Origin of the sequence: Streptomyces rubiginosohelvolus, from assembly GCF_014649875.1 — a bacterium.
In the GTDB taxonomy this organism is placed as follows: domain Bacteria; phylum Actinomycetota; class Actinomycetes; order Streptomycetales; family Streptomycetaceae; genus Streptomyces; species Streptomyces rubiginosohelvolus.
Genome location: NZ_BMTW01000001.1, coordinates 940049 through 957243 on the forward strand (window position 1 = coordinate 940049; position 17195 = coordinate 957243).

Annotated in this window: 17 protein-coding genes, 1 tRNA gene and 2 pseudogenes; 10 read left to right on the plus strand and 10 right to left on the minus strand. The window is 71.3% G+C overall.

Translation table 11 applies throughout. The features are described 5' to 3' along the window. The first annotated feature begins 10 nt into the window (after positions 1 to 10). Positions 11 to 757, plus strand: coding sequence for a Pr6Pr family membrane protein (locus IE134_RS04450; protein ID WP_189429638.1), 747 nt, complete (start codon positions 11 to 13; stop codon positions 755 to 757). A 28-nt stretch (positions 758 to 785) separates the two neighbouring features. After that, a tRNA-Pro gene (locus tag IE134_RS04455) sits at positions 786 to 859 on the plus strand. Between the two features lie 94 nt (positions 860 to 953). Here IE134_RS04455 and arsM read toward each other — a convergent pair. Beyond that, on the minus strand, positions 954 to 1778 hold the full coding sequence (gene arsM, locus IE134_RS04460; RefSeq protein WP_098893808.1) for an arsenite methyltransferase: 825 nt from the start codon (positions 1776 to 1778) through the stop codon (positions 954 to 956). 75 nt (positions 1779 to 1853) lie between these two features. On the opposite strand from arsM, the gene IE134_RS04465 reads away from it, so the two are divergent. Genes IE134_RS04465 through IE134_RS04475 form a run of 3 tightly spaced genes read left to right on the plus strand, consistent with a single transcriptional unit; the run spans position 1854 to position 3746 of the window. Further along, the gene (locus IE134_RS04465) at positions 1854 to 2237 is read left to right on the plus strand and encodes an ArsR/SmtB family transcription factor (RefSeq protein ID WP_030721926.1); all 384 of its coding nucleotides are present in this window, start codon (positions 1854 to 1856) and stop codon (positions 2235 to 2237) included. 32 nt (positions 2238 to 2269) lie between these two features. Beyond that, complete coding sequence (gene arsB / locus IE134_RS04470) at positions 2270 to 3343, plus strand: ACR3 family arsenite efflux transporter (protein ID WP_179887916.1); 1074 nt, start codon at positions 2270 to 2272, stop codon at positions 3341 to 3343. After that, positions 3336 to 3746 (plus strand): arsenate reductase ArsC, encoded by a 411-nt coding sequence (locus tag IE134_RS04475; RefSeq protein WP_030721932.1) that lies wholly within the window; start codon positions 3336 to 3338, stop codon positions 3744 to 3746. Before arsB ends, IE134_RS04475 begins: the two co-directional genes overlap by 8 nt. A gap of 19 nt (positions 3747 to 3765) precedes the next feature. Here IE134_RS04475 and IE134_RS04480 read toward each other — a convergent pair. Continuing rightward, a pseudogene (locus tag IE134_RS04480) lies at positions 3766 to 4249 on the minus strand (GNAT family N-acetyltransferase). A gap of 46 nt (positions 4250 to 4295) precedes the next feature. Beyond that, positions 4296 to 5063 (minus strand): DUF899 family protein, encoded by a 768-nt coding sequence (locus tag IE134_RS04485; protein WP_098016893.1) that lies wholly within the window; start codon positions 5061 to 5063, stop codon positions 4296 to 4298. A gap of 188 nt (positions 5064 to 5251) precedes the next feature. On the opposite strand from IE134_RS04485, the gene IE134_RS04490 reads away from it, so the two are divergent. Further along, complete coding sequence (locus tag IE134_RS04490; RefSeq protein ID WP_189429640.1) at positions 5252 to 5647, plus strand: TOBE domain-containing protein; 396 nt, start codon at positions 5252 to 5254, stop codon at positions 5645 to 5647. Positions 5648 to 5686: 39 nt separating this feature from the next. Here IE134_RS04490 and IE134_RS04495 read toward each other — a convergent pair whose 3' ends face one another. Beyond that, the gene (locus IE134_RS04495) at positions 5687 to 6859 is read right to left on the minus strand and encodes a PucR family transcriptional regulator (RefSeq protein ID WP_189429642.1); all 1173 of its coding nucleotides are present in this window, start codon (positions 6857 to 6859) and stop codon (positions 5687 to 5689) included. Here IE134_RS04495 and IE134_RS04500 point away from each other — a divergent pair. Both IE134_RS04500 and IE134_RS04505 read left to right on the plus strand, forming a co-directional pair. Beyond that, a pseudogene (locus IE134_RS04500) lies at positions 6813 to 6992 on the plus strand (molybdopterin-dependent oxidoreductase); the annotation flags it as partial. The gene IE134_RS04495 and the pseudogene IE134_RS04500 overlap by 47 nt on opposite strands. A 263-nt stretch (positions 6993 to 7255) precedes the next feature. Next, a complete protein-coding gene (locus tag IE134_RS04505; RefSeq protein ID WP_126931092.1) occupies positions 7256 to 8062 on the plus strand; it encodes an SGNH/GDSL hydrolase family protein in 807 nt (268 codons plus the stop codon). Positions 8063 to 8125: 63 nt separating this feature from the next. Here IE134_RS04505 and IE134_RS04510 read toward each other — a convergent pair whose 3' ends face one another. After that, a complete protein-coding gene (locus IE134_RS04510; protein WP_179887917.1) occupies positions 8126 to 8554 on the minus strand; it encodes a nuclear transport factor 2 family protein in 429 nt (142 codons plus the stop codon). An 84-nt stretch (positions 8555 to 8638) separates the two neighbouring features. Continuing rightward, a complete protein-coding gene (locus IE134_RS04515) occupies positions 8639 to 9472 on the minus strand; it encodes a class I SAM-dependent methyltransferase (protein WP_030721955.1) in 834 nt (277 codons plus the stop codon). A 112-nt stretch (positions 9473 to 9584) separates the two neighbouring features. Between IE134_RS04515 and IE134_RS04520 the strand changes: the two genes are divergently transcribed. Further along, positions 9585 to 11399, plus strand: coding sequence for a S9 family peptidase (locus tag IE134_RS04520; RefSeq protein WP_098016853.1), 1815 nt, complete (start codon positions 9585 to 9587; stop codon positions 11397 to 11399). Between the two features lie 62 nt (positions 11400 to 11461). Then, positions 11462 to 12346: an SURF1 family protein gene (locus IE134_RS04525; protein WP_030721960.1), complete on the plus strand. Its 885-nt coding sequence runs from the start codon at positions 11462 to 11464 to the stop codon at positions 12344 to 12346. On the opposite strand, the gene IE134_RS04530 is transcribed toward IE134_RS04525, so the two are convergent. The 4 genes from IE134_RS04530 to IE134_RS04545 all read right to left on the minus strand — a co-directional run bounded on the left by IE134_RS04530 (position 12316) and on the right by IE134_RS04545 (position 17169). After that, positions 12316 to 13896 (minus strand): hypothetical protein, encoded by a 1581-nt coding sequence (locus IE134_RS04530; RefSeq protein ID WP_189429644.1) that lies wholly within the window; start codon positions 13894 to 13896, stop codon positions 12316 to 12318. The genes IE134_RS04525 and IE134_RS04530 overlap by 31 nt on opposite strands. Then, positions 13893 to 14555, minus strand: a complete 663-nt coding sequence (locus IE134_RS04535; protein WP_373296784.1) for a SigE family RNA polymerase sigma factor — start codon at positions 14553 to 14555, stop codon at positions 13893 to 13895. Before IE134_RS04535 ends, IE134_RS04530 begins: the two co-directional genes overlap by 4 nt. Before the next feature lie 275 nt (positions 14556 to 14830). Continuing rightward, entirely contained in the window at positions 14831 to 15901 is a 1071-nt protein-coding gene (locus IE134_RS04540) for an aspartate-semialdehyde dehydrogenase (RefSeq protein WP_098893813.1), read from the minus strand. Then, positions 15898 to 17169 carry an aspartate kinase gene (locus tag IE134_RS04545; protein ID WP_010056603.1) on the minus strand — a complete coding sequence of 424 codons (1272 nt, stop codon included), beginning with the start codon at positions 17167 to 17169 and terminating at the stop codon, positions 15898 to 15900. The genes IE134_RS04540 and IE134_RS04545 overlap by 4 nt, the downstream gene beginning before the upstream one ends. Positions 17170 to 17195 lie beyond the last annotated feature (26 nt).

Below are 17195 nucleotides of genomic sequence, written 5' to 3' on the forward strand. Positions count from 1 at the left end.
GGTACGAATCATGACCACGCCCCGGACCGCCCTGCTCCCCCGCCCCCGGGCTGCAGAGGTGCTCCGGGACCCCACCGGCCCCCGCCGCCCCTGGGCCACGGCCCTGCGCACCCTGGCGTGCGGGGCGGCGGCGGCGGGCCCGGCCATCACCGTGGCCACCGGTTACACCCCACCACCCCTGATCCACTTCACGGTCCTGGCGAACCTGCTGGTCGCGGTGGCCTTCGGCTGGTCGGCGGTACGTTCCTGGCGAGGTGCTCCGCCGCTCCCGCCGTACCTGACGGGCGGGGTGCTACTGCTCGCGGCGATCACCGCCCTGATGCACCACCTGGTGCTGGTGAACTACCCGGAGACCCCGGCCCCCGGCACGGGCTGGTCCCTCGCAGCGACGCTCCTGCTCCACACGGTGACCCCCTTGACGGTCGCCGCGGACTGGCTCCTGCTGACCGCGCCGAGGACCCTGCGCCTGACCCACATCCCGCTGTGGCTGACGGCCCCGGCGGCCTACCTGGGCCTGGTTCTGACCCGCGGAGCCCTGCTCTCCCCCGGCTCCCCGACCCGCTACCCGTACCCGTTCCTCGACGTCGACACGTACGGCTACGCCGGCACCCTCACCCAGTCCCTCGCCCTCGGCCTCCTCTTCACCGCCCTGGCCAGCCTGATCACCGCCGTGGACCACATCCGGCCGAACGTGGCGGGGTGGATCCAGCACCGAGGAAACCGGATTTCGCCTCCGGCCGCCGGTGGGCTAAAGTAATCGATGTCGCCGGGAGTCCGGTGGACATCGGGGTGTAGCGCAGCTTGGCAGCGCGCTTCGTTCGGGACGAAGAGGTCGTGGGTTCAAATCCCGCCACCCCGACAGCTAAGCACCAGGTCAGAGGGCCGGTACTGATTTCAGTACCGGCCCTCTGGCTCTTTCCGCGCGTGCGAGGCGATCCCGACCGGGAAACGCGTCAGCAGCCGCTTCCTGCGCTGCAGGAGTCAAAGCTCGTCGGCCGGGCGGGTGCCTGGGCAGTGGTGCCGGTGGGCGCCGTCGGCTTCGTGGCGCGGACCATGGCCGAGTGCATGCCGTCGGCCACCGCGTGCGTGGGGATGACTTCGATGTCCGTGAAGCCGGCCGCCGCCAAGCCCTCTCCGTACTCAGTGAACGACAGCGCGCCCGCGATGCAGCCGACGTAGTCGCCGCGTTCCGCCCGCTGGTCGGGGCCGAGTTGGTCGTCGGCCACGACGTCGGAGATGCCGATGCGGCCGCCGGGGGCCAGTACGCGGAACATCTCGGCGAAGACCGCGGGCTTGTCTGTGGACAGGTTGATGACGCAGTTCGAGATGACGACGTCGATGGTGTTCGCCGGGAGGGGGATCGCCTCGATGGTGCCCTTCAGGAACTCGACGTTCGTGGCGCCCGCCTTCTTCTGGTTGGCCAGGGCCAGGGCGAGCATCTCCTCGGTCATGTCCAGGCCGTACGCCTTGCCGGTGGGGCCGACGCGGCGGGCGGAGAGGAGGACGTCGATGCCGCCGCCGGAGCCGAGGTCCAGGACCCGGTCGCCTTCGTGGAGGTCGGCGACCGCGGTGGGGTTGCCGCAGCCGAGGGAGGCGGCGACGGCCTCGGCGGGGAGGGCGTCGCGTTCGGCGGCGGCGTAGAGGGTCGAGCCGAAGTTGTCGTCGACCTCGATGGCCTGCGGGCCGCAACAGGCCGTGCCGCCTTCGGTGACCTGGACGGCAGCGGCGGCGTAGCGCTCGCGGACGGTTTCGCGCAGGTCGTTGGAGTGGTGGCTCATGACGTACCTCCAGGCTGTTTTGATGTTTCTCTATGCAAGCTTGCTTCTTGAATCGAAGTTCGTCAACATAGAAGCATGTCGAAACAAGAGCTGGTCGTGCTCGGCCAGGACGAGAGCGGCTGCTGCCCCACCCTGCTGACCGCGCCTCTGGACCAGGAGCAGGCCGTCGAGCTGGCCAAGATGTTCAAGGCTCTCGGCGACCCCGTACGGCTCCGCCTGTTGTCGATGATCGCCTCGCGCGAGGGCGGCGAGATCTGCGTCTGCGACCTCACCCCTGCGTTCGATCTGTCCCAGCCGACGATCTCCCACCACCTCAAGCTGCTGCGGCAGGCCGGGCTCATCGACTGCGAGCGGCGCGGCACCTGGGTGTACTACTGGCTGCTGCCGGGGACCATCGACAAGCTCGCCGGGGTTCTCACCCGCTCCGGACGGCCCGCCACGTCGGAGGCCTCCGCGTGAGCGCTCCCTCCACCGCCCCCGTCGCGGCGCGGATGTCCTTCGTGGACCGCTACCTGGCGGTGTGGATCCTGGTTGCCATGGCCGCCGGTCTCGGTCTGGGGCGTCTCGTTCCCGGGCTCGGCGACGTGCTGGCGAAGGTCACCGTCACCGGGGTCTCGCTGCCGATCGCTCTCGGGCTGCTCGTGATGATGTACCCGGTACTGGCCAAGGTCCGCTACGACCGTCTGGGCACCGTCACCGGCGACCGCCGGCTCCTCGTTCCCTCGCTGGTGCTGAACTGGGTGCTCGGGCCGGCGCTGATGTTCGCCCTCGCCTGGATCTTCCTGCCGGACCTGCCCGAATTCCGCACCGGCCTGATCATCGTGGGGCTCGCCCGCTGCATCGCCATGGTCGTCATCTGGAACGACCTCGCCTGCGGCGACCGCGAGGCCGCCGCCGTCCTGGTCGCCCTCAACTCCGTGTTCCAGGTCTTCGCCTTCAGCCTGCTCGGCTGGTTCTACCTGTCCGTACTGCCCGGGTGGCTCGGCCTGGACCAGACCGTCCTGGACGTGTCGGTGGGGGAGATCGCCCGCAGTGTGCTGATCTTCCTCGGCATCCCGCTGGCCGCCGGCTTTCTGACCCGCCGTCTGGGCGAGCGGGCGAAAGGCCGCATCTGGTACGAGACGAAACTGCTCCCGCGCATCGGGCCGTTCGCCCTGTACGGGCTGCTCTGCACCATCGTCGTCCTCTTCGCCCTCCAGGGTGACGCCATCACCTCCCGGCCCTTCGACGTCGTCCGGATCGCGCTGCCGCTGCTGGTGTACTTCGCGCTCATGTGGGCCGGCTCCCTGGCTCTGGGAAAGGCTGTCGGGCTGGATTACCCGAAGGCCGCGACGCTCGCGTTCACGGCCGCGGGCAACAACTTCGAGCTGGCCATCGCCGTCTCCATCGCCACCTTCGGCGCCACCAGCGGACAGGCCCTCGCCGGAGTCGTCGGCCCCCTCATCGAGGTACCCGTCCTCATCGGCCTCGTGTACGTGGCGCTCGCCGCCCGCCGTTTCTTCCCCGATCCCGGCCCCTCTGCCGCGTCACCTGCCGCCGTCCCGGAAGGCCCCGCCCATGTCTGACACCGCCAAGCCCTCGGTCCTGTTCGTCTGCGTCCACAACGCCGGGCGCTCCCAGATGGCCGCCGGGTTCCTCGCCCATCTCGCCGGTGACCGAGTCCTCGTGCACTCCGCCGGGTCCCTGCCCGCCGACCAGGTCAACCCGGCCGCCGTCGCCGCCATGGCCGAAGTCGGCATCGACATCACCGCCGCCGCACCCAAGGTCCTCACCGCCGAGGCCGTCCAGGCGTCCGACTACGTGATCACCATGGGCTGCGGCGACGCGTGCCCGGTCTTCCCCGGCAGGACGTACCTCGACTGGCAGCTCGACGATCCGGCGGGCAAGGGTGTCGACGCCGTCCGTCCGATCCGTGACGAGATCAGGCGGCGCGTCGACGCCCTCCTTGCCGAGATCGGTTCTCGGTAGGGGGTCAGTCGCGGTTCGCTCAGCGGCAGGGCTTGCTCAGGTAGAGGGCGTACTCGCCCGCCGAGGCCGTGAACTCGTAGAGCGATGTGGCCCGCCCCGCGCTCCCGGGCGAACTCCTCCGCCCGGGACATCAGTGCCCTGCCCACCCCTCGGCCCCGGTGGTCGGGGGCGACCTCGATGTCCTCGATCGTGAGGCGGCGGTTCCACCGCGCGTACGCGACCGAGACGAAGCCTGCCAGGGAGCCGTCGGGGGCCAGAGCCAGGAAGGTGGGGGCTCCCTGGAGATGTTGGTCTCCCTCGTCCGCTGAGACGTCCTCGTCCTCCGGGAACACCTTCGTCAGCGGCGGGTCCACCACCGTCTCCCGCAGCGTGAAGCCGTTCTCCGCCGTCTCCACCTGGAAGACCGTGGCCGTCGTGAAAGAGCCGTCCAGCGCTTCGACGAGCCCGGCGTCCTCGGGCGTGGCGGTGCGGATCTCGTACGTCGTGTCATCGGCCGGGGGCATGGCACGAGACTACGGCGAGGTGAACGGGCGTCAGCAGGGCGTCCCTTCAGGAACCGGGCGTCAGGTCGTCGGAGCGGCCCGCCTCGATACGCGACCACTGCGGGATCGGGCGGCCGTTGGTGCGCATGGGGTGCTCCGGGGGCGCGTCCATGGTCTGGGGCCAGCCGGAGGGCGAGTCCTCCCAGAGTTCCTGGCGGCCGTACACGGTCAGGTCGATCAGCGCGTAGTCGTAGTCCATCACCTCCACCCCGCGCAGCGTCGTCCAGTACGTCTCGTAGACCCGGTCGCCCTCGCGCAGGTAGCAGACGATGTGCATGCTGCCGACCTGGCGTCCGGTCAGCAGCTCGTCGTTCGAGGGGAGTGCGGAGTACCAGGGCATCTCCCAGCCCATGAAGTCCCGGTAGCGGCGGCTCTCCTCGTACGGGCCCTGGCAGAAGACGGCGTACGTGATGTCGCGGGAGTGCAGGAACTCCAGCTCCCGCACCTGGTTGGTGACCCAGGTGCAGCCCTCGCACTGGTCGGCCGCCTCGTGGCCCTCGTGCCACATGAAGTAGTACGCGATCAGCTGTCGGCGTCCTTCGAACGCGTCGAGCAGCGTCACCGGGCCGGCCGGGCCGGTCAGTTCGAGATTCGCGTCCACCTCGACCATGGGCAGTCGGCGGCGGGCCGCCGCGATCGCGTCGCCTTCCCTCGTGTGCGCCTTCTCGCGGAGCCGCAGACTCGCCACTTCCGCCTCGAAGGCCGCCCGGTCGGCCACCGGCGGCCGGGCCGGTGCGCGGTCGGGGTCCGGCGTGCTGCTGTCGTGCTCGGTCACGGTCGTGTCCCGTCGTCGTACGTCGTCACGCGCCCCCGTCGGCCGGAGGTCGGCTCCGTCCGCGGGCACGCGAGTTTCCCAGGAGCGCCCGGGACGGTCCAGCTCCCCGCCCGGCGAGCCGGGTTACCGAACCGGGACGCCGTAACCGAGCCCAACATGAAGCAAACGAAAGGCCCTAGAGTGCCTCCGTGCCGACCTACAGCATCGGCCGGGCCGCGGAGCTGCTCGGCGTCAGTTCGGAGACCGTCCGCCGGTGGGCCGACAGGGGGCAGCTCGCCATGGAGCGGGACGGGGCGGGGAACCGGGTGATCGACGGGGTCGGGCTCGCCGCGTTCGCCAAGGACCGGGCCGCCGGGCTGCATCCTGTGCCCGGGGAGACGCGGACCTCGGTGCGGAACTCCTTCGCCGGGATCGTCACCGCCGTGACCGTCGACGACATCGTGGCCCAGGTCGAGATCCAGTCCGGGCCCCACCGGCTCGTCTCCCTGGTGAGCCGGGAGGCGGTCGACGAGCTGGGTATCGAGGTCGGGGTGACCGCCACCGCGCGGGTGAAGTCGACCAACGTTCACATCGATCGGCCGTAGAGCCGGAAACCCGGGTCAGCGGCAGACCGGAGACCCAGGTCAGCGGCAGAGCAGCGCCGCCTTCAGGTCCAGCTTGTGGTCCAGCCGGGCCAGGTCGCGGCCCGTCAGCATCTCCACGCGCGGGATGCGGTAGTGCACGGTGTTGACGTGCAGATGCAGCGCCTCTGCTGTGCGGGCCCAGGAGCCGTTGTGCGTGAGGAACACATCCAGGGTCTCCAGGAGCATCCGGTGCGAGGGGTTCGTGTCGTCGGCGAGCAGGCCCAGCGCGTGGATGCCGAAGGCGGTCCGTACGTCGGCGGGGATGCCCGTGAGGAGGGCGTCGAGCGTCGTCAGGTCCTCGACCGCCGTCAGGTTGGACGTGGGCGCCTCGGTCCCGGGTGCCTTCCGTGAGCTCGCCGCCGTCAACGCGTAACGTGCCTGCGTCAGCGCCCCCTTGAGACTTTGCGGGGTGGTGGCCGGGGTGCTGATGCCGCCGTGGAGGGGGACCTTCGCGCTACGGGACTGGAGCGTCGGCCAGAGGTTCTTCAGCGTCGTGGCGATCGGGTCCGTGCGTGAGTCCGTACGTGTGCGGGTGCCTATCACCGCCGTCGCCTCCCCCGGCTCCGCCATCGGCAGCCTCCCCACCGCGAAACCGCAGTCCGTCAGGTGGTGCAGTGCCTCGGCCAGGGCGTCGACCGCCCCGTCGTCGTCCGCCGCCCCCTTCACCGTGATGACCGTGTACGGGTCCTGATCCGCCAGGCCGCACGCCTCCAGCGCCCTCCCCAGCGCGGCCGGGGCGGCGGCGCTCGGCGGGGCGTCGATCAGGGCCAGCAGGTCGGTGGCCCGGCCCCGGGCGGTCGTCTCGCGGCGGAGCGTCTCCCGGCGGTGCTGGGCCAGCACCTCGGCTATCTCGTGCAGCATGCGCGGCGGCGTCCCGACCGGCTCGGGCAGGTGCAGATGCCACTGGGCGTACGCGGATGCGTCCAGGTCGACGCTCAGGGTCGTGGTCGCCGTGACGGCCTCGGCCGCCCGGCGGGCGGGCAGCGGCGGGGCGGTCGGGGTGCGGGCGATCGTGCGGCCCGTGGCGCTGAGCACGTACGCGGGCGGGGTCCCGAGGTGGGCGACCGACCGGGTGAGCAGCGTGTCCGGGTCCGTGCCGTCCGCCAGGAGCCGGCTCAGCTCCGTGATCGACGCGGACTTCGGCGATGCGCCCGTGCTGCTCGCCACCCGCATGGACGGCCGGCCGCTGGAGCCGGACGGCAGCCAGCTGGTGATGCCCCGGGACCGCTGCGGGGCCCGCTACGTCAGCTCCATCACCCGGGTCTGGGTCGGGGCCGCCCAGCTTCCCCCTTACACCGGAGGCTGAACCTCAGCACCCCTCCGCGCGCTCGGCGTTGAGCCGTCCGGATGAACGCGCGGGCTCGCGGGGGTCCGCCGGGGCGCACAGAATTCCCCCGAACTTGCCTACTCCGTCACCGAGTTGAGGTTTATCTACGCGCGGAGCACGACCCACCGAACGATCCTTCGGGCATATCAGACGACTTCTCGCACGGCCATTACCGGCGGGTACCGAGAGCTGCTAGAAACGGCATTCCCCACATCCCCCCACGCTTCGAAGGGCTGGCAGCCATGTCAGTACGAAGAATTTGGGCCTCTCTCTCCACTCTCGCGATCGCCGCCGTCGCGGCCATCGGTGTCGCCGGGCCGGCTGCCGCCGCCGACTCGGCCGCCGCGGGCGGCTATGTCGCGCTCGGCGACTCCTACTCCTCGGGCGTCGGCGCCGGAAGCTACCTCTCCGACAGCGGCGACTGCCGGCGCAGCACCGCCTCCTACCCCTACCTGTGGCAGGCGGCCAACTCCCCCGCCTCGTTCGACTTCGTCGCCTGCTCGGGGGCGACGACCTCGTCCGTGGCGAGCAGCCAGCTCGGCGTGCTCAACGCGTCCACCTCGCTGGTCAGCGTCACCGCCGGAGGCAATGACGTCGGGTTCGCCGACGTCATGCAGGACTGCGTGCTCGGCAGCGAGGCCACCTGCCTCGCCAGCGTGGACGCGGCCGTCGGGCAGATGAACAACACCCTGCCCGGCAGCCTGGACGCGCTGTACGACGGCATCCGGGCCGGCGCCCCGCAGGCCCAGGTCGTGGTCCTCGGCTACCCCCGCTTCTACCAGCTGTCCGGCAGCTGCATCGCCGGGCTCAGCGAGGCCGAACGGACCGCGATCAACAACGCGTCGGACGTGCTGAACGACGTCCTCGCCAAGCGGTCCGCCGACGCCGGGTTCACCTTCTCCAGCGTGGTGGACGAGTTCACCGGACATGAGCTGTGCTCGGGCGACGCCTGGATCCACAGCGTCACCGTCCCGATCGAGAACTCCTACCACCCCAAGGCCGCGGGGCAGTCGGGCGGCTATCTGCCCGCCTTCCGCTCGGCGGTGTAGGACCTCGGAGAGGGACGGCGGTTCACCGGGCGACGACCGGTGGGCCGCCGTCCCGCGTCGTGCTCAGTAGCGCTCGACCAGATGCTCCCGGCCCGCCGGAGGCTCGTACGACTCGGGCCAGAAGTCCGTCACCCCGGTGATCAGACCCTCCTCGTCGAACGTGAAGAAGTGGATGGCGTCCAACTCCTGCTCCGGCTCGCCCTCCTGCTCCCCCGTCACCGTGAACCCGGTCCGGGCCGCGGCCTGCCGGCCCTCCGCGTCGGCGACGATCCGCTCGACCCGGACGTGCCAGTCGCCCGGATACTCCTGGTTGAACCGGAGATACCGCTCCTTGCCGAGGATCCGCTCGCGCGTCTGCGGCAGTTCGTACACCACGTCCTCGGCGAGGGTCGCCGCGAACGCACCCCAGTCGCGCGCCTCGGCCGCCGACCAGTACGTCTCCACCGCCCCGCGCAGCGCAGCCGTCGTCGTCCCCGAAGCGCTTCCCGTCATCTCGGTCATGAAGAAGAGTGTGGGCCCCACCACTGACAATCGGCCGGAGAAGCCCCGCGGAGCGGCTCCCGCCTGCGGTTGTCTCTACCGCTCCGCCGGGCGCGACGCCTTGATCGAGTACATCAGCGGGATCCTCGGGCGGCCCGCCGCGAAGCGGTAGTGGCCGTCCGCGTGGCGCTCCAGCGTGGTGAACCGCGGGACGAGCGAGACGTCGTGCTCGTGGAGGAACTCGATCCGCAGCCCCACCGAGGCGAGCGCCGTCACCACCCGGCCCACCGGGTGCTGCCACTCGACGCTGCGGTTGTGCACGGTCGGTGCGTCGAGGTCGGCGTACGTGCCCGGCGTCTCGTCCACCCAGGCATCGCGGCTGAAGTAGTCGTCGGTGACCAACGAACCGGTCTCGTCCATCGAGTCGGTCAGCGGGTGGAACTCCGCCAGGTAGAGGAACCCGCCGGGCGCGACGAGTGACGCGGCGGTCTCGGCCCAGCGGTCGATGTCGGGCAGCCAGCCCAGCGCACCGATGCCCGTGTAGACGATGTCGTACGCGGAATCGGGAACGGCGGCCGGGGCGTCGTACACGTCGGCCACGACGAACGCCGCCCGGTCCGGGCCGAGACCCAGCGACCCGGCCAGGCCCCGGGCGGTCTCGACGGCGGGCTCGGAGAAGTCGAGGCCCACGACCTGCGCGGCGCCGTGCCTCGCCCAGGACAGGGTGTCCATGCCGAAATGGCACTGGAGGTGCAGCAGGGTCTTGCCGGTGACGTCCCCGACCTCGGCCAGCTCGAAGGCGCGCAGCGCGTCCTTGCCCGCCCGGAACGCGTCCAGCTCGTAGTAGTCGCTCGCCACATGGATCGGCACGCGTTCGTCCCAGCGCGCGCGGTTGGTCGCGTGCCAGTCGTCCGGAGTCGGGGAGTACATGTCCGGGAAGCTACCCACGGGCCGGGCGGGGGCGCGAGTGGTTATTCGCCGCCCTCAAGAGCTCCGCCGGAGCCCCGCCGGAGCCCGATGAGTCATCGGGTTGGATGGGAGCATGACGACGACTGATGCTGCAGCCGCACCCGACTGGGAGAAGCGGTTCCGTGCGCCCCGCGTCTCCCTGCCCGACTGGGCCGAGGACGCCCCCGACCGTTCCCTGTTCGTTTCCAACGCCACCGGGACCTACGAGCTGTACGCGTGGGACCGGGCGAGCGGGCGGCAGCGCCAGGTGACCGACCGGCCCAACGGGACCACCGACGGGGTGCTCACGCCGGACGGGGAGGCCGTCTGGTGGTTCAGCGACACCGACGGCGACGAGTTCGGGGTGTGGATGCGCCAGCCGTTCGGCGGCGGGGATGACGAGCCGGCCGCGCCGGGCCTCGCGCCCTCGTACCCGGCGGGCCTGGCCATCGGGCGGGACGGTTCGGCGGTGATCGGCCGGTCGACCGACGAGGACGGTACGACGGTCCACCTGGTGCGGTCGCCGGGCGCCGAGCCCGTGGAGATCTACCGGCACCGGGAGTCCGCGGGCGTCGGGGACCTCTCCCACGACGGGACGCTGATCGCGCTGGAGCACACCGAGCACGGCGACGCGATGCACTCCGCGCTGCGCGTGGTCCGCCCGGACGGCTCGACCGTGGCCGAGCTGGACGACACCGAGGGCGGCACGAAGGAGCTGGGGCTCAGCGTGCTCGGCTTCGCGCCGGTCGCCGGGGACACCCGGCTCCTCGTCGGACACCAGCGGCGGGGCCGTTGGGAGCCGATGATCTGGGACCCGGTCGCGGGCACGGAGACTCCGCTGCCGATCGACCTGCCGGGCGATGTGGGCGCCGAGTGGTATCCGGACGGCTCGGCCCTGCTCGTCGAGCACGAATTCGAGGCCCGCAGCGAGCTGTGGCGGTACGAGCCGGGGGCGGACGCGCCCGTGCGCGTGGAGACCCCCGCCGGCACGGTCTCGGGCGCCACGGCCCGCCCGGACGGGACGGTGGAGTACCTGTGGTCCTCGGCCGCGCAGCCGCCCGTGGTGCGGTCGACGAGCGGTGCCGTGGTCCTGGATCCTCCCGGTGCGAAGGCCCCGCCGTCGGTGGCCGTCGAGGACGCGTGGGTCGAGGGGCCCGGCGGCCGGATCCACGCCCTCGTACAGAAGCCCGCGACCGGTGAGGGCCCCTTCCCCACCATCTTCGAGATCCACGGCGGACCGACCTGGCACGACAGCGACGCCTTCGCCTCCGGTCCCGCCGCCTGGGTCGACCACGGCTTCGCGGTCGTCCGGGTCAACTACCGGGGCTCCACCGGATACGGCCGCGCCTGGACGGACGCGCTGAAGCACCGGGTCGGCCTGATCGAGCTGGAGGACATCGCGGCCGTACGGGAGTGGTCCGTGAAGTCCGGGCTCGCGGACCCGGAGCGCCTGGTGCTGGCCGGCGGGTCCTGGGGCGGCTATCTGACCCTGCTCGGCCTCGGCACCCAGCCCGACGCCTGGGCGCTGGGCCTGGCCGCCGTCCCCGTCGCGGACTACGTCACGGCGTACCACGACGAGATGGAGGCCCTGAAGGCGATGGACCGCACGCTGCTGGGCGGTACGCCGGAGGAGGTGCCCGAGCGCTTCGAGGCCTCGTCCCCGCTGACGTACGTCGACGCGGTGCGCGCCCCCGTCTACATCTCGGCGGGCGTCAACGATCCGCGCTGCCCCATCCGTCAGGTGGAGAACTACGTGGACCGGCTGGCGGCGCGCGGCGCGGTCCACGAGGTCTACCGCTACGACGCCGGGCACGGCTCGCTCGTGGTGGAGGAGCGGATCAAGCAGGTGCGGCTGGAGCTGGAGTTCGCCCTGAAGCACCTGGGCGGCGGTGCCGTCCAGGGGGTGTAAGGGCCGGATAAATTGCGGACCCCGCCCCGGGTACCCGGGGCGGGGAACCGTACCTTTGAGGGGTGTACCGGTTCCTGCTGACCCCACGGTGGTGGGGGATCAACCTCTTCGTCGTGCTGGCCATCCCGTTCTGCGTGTTCATGGGCACCTGGCAGCTCGGCCGCTTCGAGGACCGCGTCCAGTCGCACGAACAGGCGGAGAAGGCCCCCGATCCGAGCACCCGGGCCGCCAAACCCCTGGACGCGCTGCTGCCCGTCGACAAGGTGACGTCCGGCCGTCCCGCCATCGCCACCGGGACGTACGCCGACCAGTTCCTGGTGCCCGGCCGGAAGCTGGAGGACCGGCAGGGCTTCTACGTCCTGAACATGCTCCGGACCGACACCGGCAAGGCCCTGCCGGTGGTACGGGGCTGGCTGCCCGGGTCCGCGACCGACGCCCGGGTTCCCGCAGCGCCGAAGGGCGAGGTCACGGTGACCGGCGACCTCCAGGCCTCCGAGAACACCCACAGCGACGGCGTGAACGTCCGCGGCGGCCTCCCCTCGGGGCAGGTCGGCATGATCAGCGCGGCGACCCTGGTGAACCTCGTCCCCTACGACGTGTACGACGCCTGGGTGACGCTTCCCGAGGCCGAGGCGGGCGGTACGGGCGGCGCGATGAAGCCCGTGCCGGCGGCGGCCCCGGAGGGCAGCGGCCTCGACCTGAAGGCCTTCCAGAACCTCGGCTACACGGGCGAGTGGTTCGTCTTCGCCGCGTTCGTGCTCTTCATGTGGTTCCGGCTGGTGCGGCGCGAGGCCGAGGCCGAGCGGGACATCGCGCTCGGCCTCGTACCGGAGGAAGCCGCCGCTGAGGCCTCGGAGACGATGGATGCCGCGGAGGGCGCCCCGAAGGACACCCCCGAGGACCCGTCCTCGCCGGACTACGACGTGGCGAGCACGCCCGTCCGGTAGATCGTGCCCGAGCAGGCGTTGGGGATCTCCGTCTGCGCGGTGGGCGCTCCCGACTCCGGCGTGTGCGTCACGGCGACGCTGCCCTCGGCGGTGGTCCCGCCGTCCTCGTACAGCGACTGCGGGTCCATGCCGGACTGGTTCTCGGAGCCCCCGCCGACCGAGCCTCCCGCGCCGTCCGCCGACGGGGTCGGGGTCGGTGAGGGGCCCGTGGTCGGACAGGTTTCGGTCGGCACCCAGGCGAACCGCACCTCGTACGCCATGGCCGGCTTCAGCAGCACCGTGCCCGGCTCCTGGGACGGGTCGGGCAGGCCGGGGGCCGCGTCGCCCGCCGCGTGCTGGACCACGACGATCTTCTGCGAGTCGGCGGCGCCGAGGGCGGTGAAGCCCACGGTGCCGTTGCTGCTGACCGTGCAGTCCGTGCCGGACACGTTGGCGATCCTGAAGCTGCCGTAGACCGTGCCGTCGGTTCCCGGCGCGTCGGTGCTCGCGGACGCGACGCCGAGCTGGCCGGGGTCGCAGACGGGCAGGGACGCGTAGTCCACGCTCGGGGTGTCGGGCTTCTCGCCCGCCACCGCGCCGTCCGGGTCGCTTCCCTCGCCCCGGGAGGGGCTGGGGTCCGGGGCGGCCTCGCCCTCGCCGCCCTCGCTCTCGCGCTCGGTGGGCGCCGCGGACTGCCGGCCCGGCTCCTCGGGGCCGGGCTCCTCCCCGTTGCCGCCCTGGGCCTGCTCGCCGTGTCCGGCGATGGCGGGGTTGGCGGTGGACGAGCCGTCCGAGGTGGCGACGTGGACGAAGGCGGGGACGGCGGTGCCGATCAGCAGGGCCGCCGCGGCCGCCCCGACGATGGCCTGCCGCCGCCGGGCCCGGCGGGCGGGGACGGCACGGTGGAGGTGGTCGAGGGTCCCCTCGGAGGGGACGATGTCGCGGACCGCGCCGTGCAGCATGCGGCGCAGGGCCACCTCGTCCAGGTCGCCGGACCGGTCGGCGGCGGGGCCGCGTCTGCCGTCGGCGAAGAGGTCGGTCAGCGTGGCGAGGAAGTCGTCGTCGGACGCTGCGGGGGCGTCGGCGGGGCCGTCACCGAGGGCTTTGCCCGCACCGGGGGCGGTGGCGGCGGCGGTCTCCGTACGGGTGTCGTCGCCGGTCCCGGTGACCGCGTCGTCGGCGGCCTCCGTACGTGCGTCCGCGCGGGTCTCCACACCGGCGTCGTCAGCAGCCTCCGTACGGGCGTCCGCGCCGCTCTCCGTACCCGCGTCCGCGTCACCGTCCGCCGGAGCTGCGGCACCCGCGTCCGCCGGGGCCTCCGCGGCCGGGTCCGCCGGGGCCTCGGCGCCCGGGTCCCGCTCGTCGGGGTCCTCGATGGATTCGCCGTCCGCGCTCGCGGGCGGTGCCGGTTCCGGGGGGCCGCTCTCTCCGGGGCCCGCGTTCTCGCTCGGCGGTCGGTCCGGATCGGTGTGCGGAGTCTTCTCCGGCCCGTGGTTCACAATTCCGTTTCCCGTCGGGTCGTCCTCGTGCCTGTGCTCAGGGATCTCGGGGTGCTGTTCGGACCCGCTCATGCCTGGGCCTCCATCACCACACGCAGCGCCGCGATGCCCCGCGAACCGTACGCCTTCACCGAGCCCAGCGAGACGCCCAGCGTCTCGGCGACCTGGGCCTCCGTCATGTCCGCGAAGTAGCGCAGCACCAGCACCTCGCGCTGGCGTCGCTGGAGCCCCTTCATGGCCTTGATCAGCGCGTCCCGCTCCAGCTGGTCGTACGCGCCCTCCTCCGCGCTCGCCATGTCCGGCATCGGCTTGGAGAGCAGCTTCAGCCCGAGGATGCGGCGGCGCAGCGCCGAGCGCGAGAGGTTGACGACCGTCTGCCGGAGGTAGGCGAGGGTCTTCTCGGGCTCACGGACCCGGTTGCGCGCGGAGTGCACCCGGATGAACGCCTCCTGCACCACGTCCTCGCAGGACGCGGTGTCGTCCAGCAGCAGGGCCGCGAGGCCGAGCAGGGAGCGGTAGTGGGCGCGATAGGTCTCGGTGAGATGGTCGACCGTCGTTCCTGCTGCCACCGTCTCCTCAGCACCCCCGCGCTGCGCGGGCAGCGAGGCCGGGCGCGCAGCGGGCATGGGCGCGATCACCGGCATGCCGCCGGGCGCGCGGGGCCGCCGGAACGGGCGCACCGAAGCGCCTCGCAACGGGCCCACCACTGTGATGTCGAGAACCTCTGCCACGCCTGTTGGACACGCTGCCCCCCGTCAGGGTTGTACGCGGACCGCGCCACGTTCGACACTGTGCGACAAGCCCTCATACGTACCTGCTCTTCCCCAAATGCCCCGTTACGGCGTCCGGCCACGCACAAAGTGACGGCATAGACGCAACCCGGCCGAGGTGCGGTTGCAGATGGCCGGAAGATCATCGTCGGACATGACAACGTCCCAGCTCAAGAGGTTCAGACCAGCGAATTCCTCATAGGGCGTTCACAGATCCTACAAAACAAGTTCGATCATCATCGAGGGAATTCGGCGGCGACCGATTCGGCGATCTGCGCCACGTTCAAAGCCGCACCTTTTCGGAGATTGTCCCCGCAAAGGAACATTTCCAGGGCATGCGGATCGTCCATCGACCGCCGGACGCGGCCCACCCAGGTGGGGTCGGTGCCGACCACGTCGGACGGGGTCGGGAAGTCCCCGGCGGCCGGATTGTCGAACAGGACCACGCCGGGGGCGGTCGCCAGGATCTCGTGCGCCTTGCCGACCGCGACCTCGTTCTCGAAGCGGGCGTGGACGGACATCGAGTGGGTGGCGACGACGGGGACGTACACGCAGGTCGCGGTGGTCTTCAGGTCCGGCATGCCGAGCACCTTGCGGCACTCCTCGCGCAGGGTGATCTCCTCGGAGGACCAGCCGTCCCCGGCGTCCGTACCCGCCCAGGGCACGACGTTCAGGGCGATGGGCGCGGCGAACGGGCTGTCCGCCGTGGAGGCTTCGTCGCCCAGGGCCCGGCGTACGTCTCCGGGCTGGGTGCCCAGTTCCGTACCGGCGACCAGGGCGAGCTGTTCGCGGAGGGCGGCGACGCCGTCACGGCCCGCATCGCTGACGGCCTGGTAGGAGGAGACGATCAGCTCGCGCAGCCCGAATTCGGCGTGCAGGGCGCCGACGGCGACGATCAGCGACAGCGTGGTGCAGTTCGGGGACGCGATGATGCCGCGCGGCCTGAGCCGTGCGGCATGGGAGTTGATCTCGGGGACGACGAGCGGAACGTCGTCGTCGAGCCGGAAGGCGGCGGAGTCGTCGATGACGACGACGCCCTTGGCCGCGGCGATCGGGGCCCAGTGGGCGGACACCTCGTCCGGCACCAGGAAGAGGGCCACGTCGATGCCGTCGAACACGTCCTCGGCCAGCGGGAGGACCTCGCTCTCCTCACCGCGCACGACCAGCTTGCGGCCGGCCGAGCGCGGTGAGGCGACGAGTCTGACCTCGCCCCAGACGTCCGCGTGCTGCGAGAGGATCCGGAGCATGACACCGCCGATCGCCCCGGTCGCACCGACGACCGCGAGCGAAGGGCGGTGTTCCGTCATCGGCCGGTGCCTCCGTAGACCACGGCCTCGTCGGAGTCGCTGTCGAGCCCGAAGGCGGTGTGCACGGCGCGCACGGCCTCGTTGACGTCGTCGGCGCGGGTGACCACCGAGATGCGGATCTCGGATGTCGAGATCAGCTCGATGTTGACGCCCGCGTCGGACAGCGCCTCGAAGAAGCCGGCGGTGACGCCCGGGTTGGTCTTCATGCCCGCGCCGACCAGGGAGATCTTGGCGATCTGGTCGTCGTAGCGCAGCGAGTCGAAGCCGATGGCGCTCCGGGTCCGCTCCAGGGCGTCGATGGCCTTGCGGCCCTCGGCCTTGGGCAGGGTGAAGGAGATGTCCGTCAGGCCGGTCGTCGCGGCGGAGACGTTCTGCACCACCATGTCGATGTTGACCTCGGCGTCCGCGATGGCGCGGAAGATCGCGGCCGCCTCGCCCGGCTTGTCCGGGACGCCGACGACGGTGACCTTGGCCTCCGAGACGTCATGGGCGACTCCGGAGATGATCGCGTGCTCCACCTTCTGGTCCCCTTGCGGCTCGTTGCTGACCCAGGTGCCGCGCAGTCCGGAGAAGGACGAGCGGACGTGGATCGGAATGTTGTAACGGCGTGCGTACTCGACGCAGCGGTGCAGCAGCACCTTGGAGCCGGACGCGGCCAGCTCCAGCATGTCCTCGAAGGAGATCCAGTCGATCTTCTTCGCCTTCTTCACGACCCGGGGGTCCGCGGTGAAGACGCCGTCGACGTCGGTGTAGATCTCACAGACCTCGGCGTCCAGCGCGGCGGCCAGCGCGACGGCGGTCGTGTCCGACCCGCCGCGGCCGAGGGTGGTGATGTTCTTGCCCTCCTGGGACACGCCCTGGAACCCGGCGACGATGGCGATGTTGCCCTCGTCGATCGAGGTCCGGATACGGCCCGGGGTGACGTCGATGATGCGCGCTTTGTTGTGGACCGAGTCGGTGATGACACCGGCCTGGCTGCCCGTGAACGACTGGGCCTCGTGGCCCAGGTTCTTGATCGCCATGGCCAGCAGGGCCATGGAGATCCGCTCACCCGCGGTCAGCAGCATGTCGAACTCCCGACCGGTAGGCATCGGAGACACCTGCTCGGCGAGATCTATCAACTCGTCCGTCGTGTCGCCCATCGCGGACACCACGACAACCACCTGGTTGCCGTTCCTCTTGGCGTCGACGACTCGCTTGGCGACCCGCTTGATGCCCTCGGCATCGGCTACGGAGGAGCCTCCGTACTTCTGCACGACAAGGCCCACGTGCGCTCCTCGCTCAGTCATTACTG

What these genes read in the sequence shown, in the direction of transcription:
- IE134_RS04450 (WP_189429638.1), top strand. Translation starts at nt 11, where the DNA reads ATGACCACGCCCCGGACCGCCCTGCTCCCCCGCCCCCGGGCTGCAGAG.
- arsM (WP_098893808.1), bottom strand. Translation starts at nt 1,778, where the DNA reads ATGAGCCACCACTCCAACGACCTGCGCGAAACCGTCCGCGAGCGCTAC.
- IE134_RS04465 (WP_030721926.1), top strand. Translation starts at nt 1,854, where the DNA reads ATGTCGAAACAAGAGCTGGTCGTGCTCGGCCAGGACGAGAGCGGCTGC.
- arsB (WP_179887916.1), top strand. Translation starts at nt 2,270, where the DNA reads ATGTCCTTCGTGGACCGCTACCTGGCGGTGTGGATCCTGGTTGCCATG.
- IE134_RS04475 (WP_030721932.1), top strand. Translation starts at nt 3,336, where the DNA reads ATGTCTGACACCGCCAAGCCCTCGGTCCTGTTCGTCTGCGTCCACAAC.
- IE134_RS04495 (WP_189429642.1), bottom strand. Translation starts at nt 6,859, where the DNA reads ATGCGGGTGGCGAGCAGCACGGGCGCATCGCCGAAGTCCGCGTCGATC.
- IE134_RS04505 (WP_126931092.1), top strand. Translation starts at nt 7,256, where the DNA reads ATGTCAGTACGAAGAATTTGGGCCTCTCTCTCCACTCTCGCGATCGCC.
- IE134_RS04510 (WP_179887917.1), bottom strand. Translation starts at nt 8,554, where the DNA reads ATGACGGGAAGCGCTTCGGGGACGACGACGGCTGCGCTGCGCGGGGCG.
- IE134_RS04515 (WP_030721955.1), bottom strand. Translation starts at nt 9,472, where the DNA reads ATGTACTCCCCGACTCCGGACGACTGGCACGCGACCAACCGCGCGCGC.
- IE134_RS04520 (WP_098016853.1), top strand. Translation starts at nt 9,585, where the DNA reads ATGACGACGACTGATGCTGCAGCCGCACCCGACTGGGAGAAGCGGTTC.
- IE134_RS04530 (WP_189429644.1), bottom strand. Translation starts at nt 13,896, where the DNA reads ATGAGCGGGTCCGAACAGCACCCCGAGATCCCTGAGCACAGGCACGAG.
- IE134_RS04540 (WP_098893813.1), bottom strand. Translation starts at nt 15,901, where the DNA reads ATGACGGAACACCGCCCTTCGCTCGCGGTCGTCGGTGCGACCGGGGCG.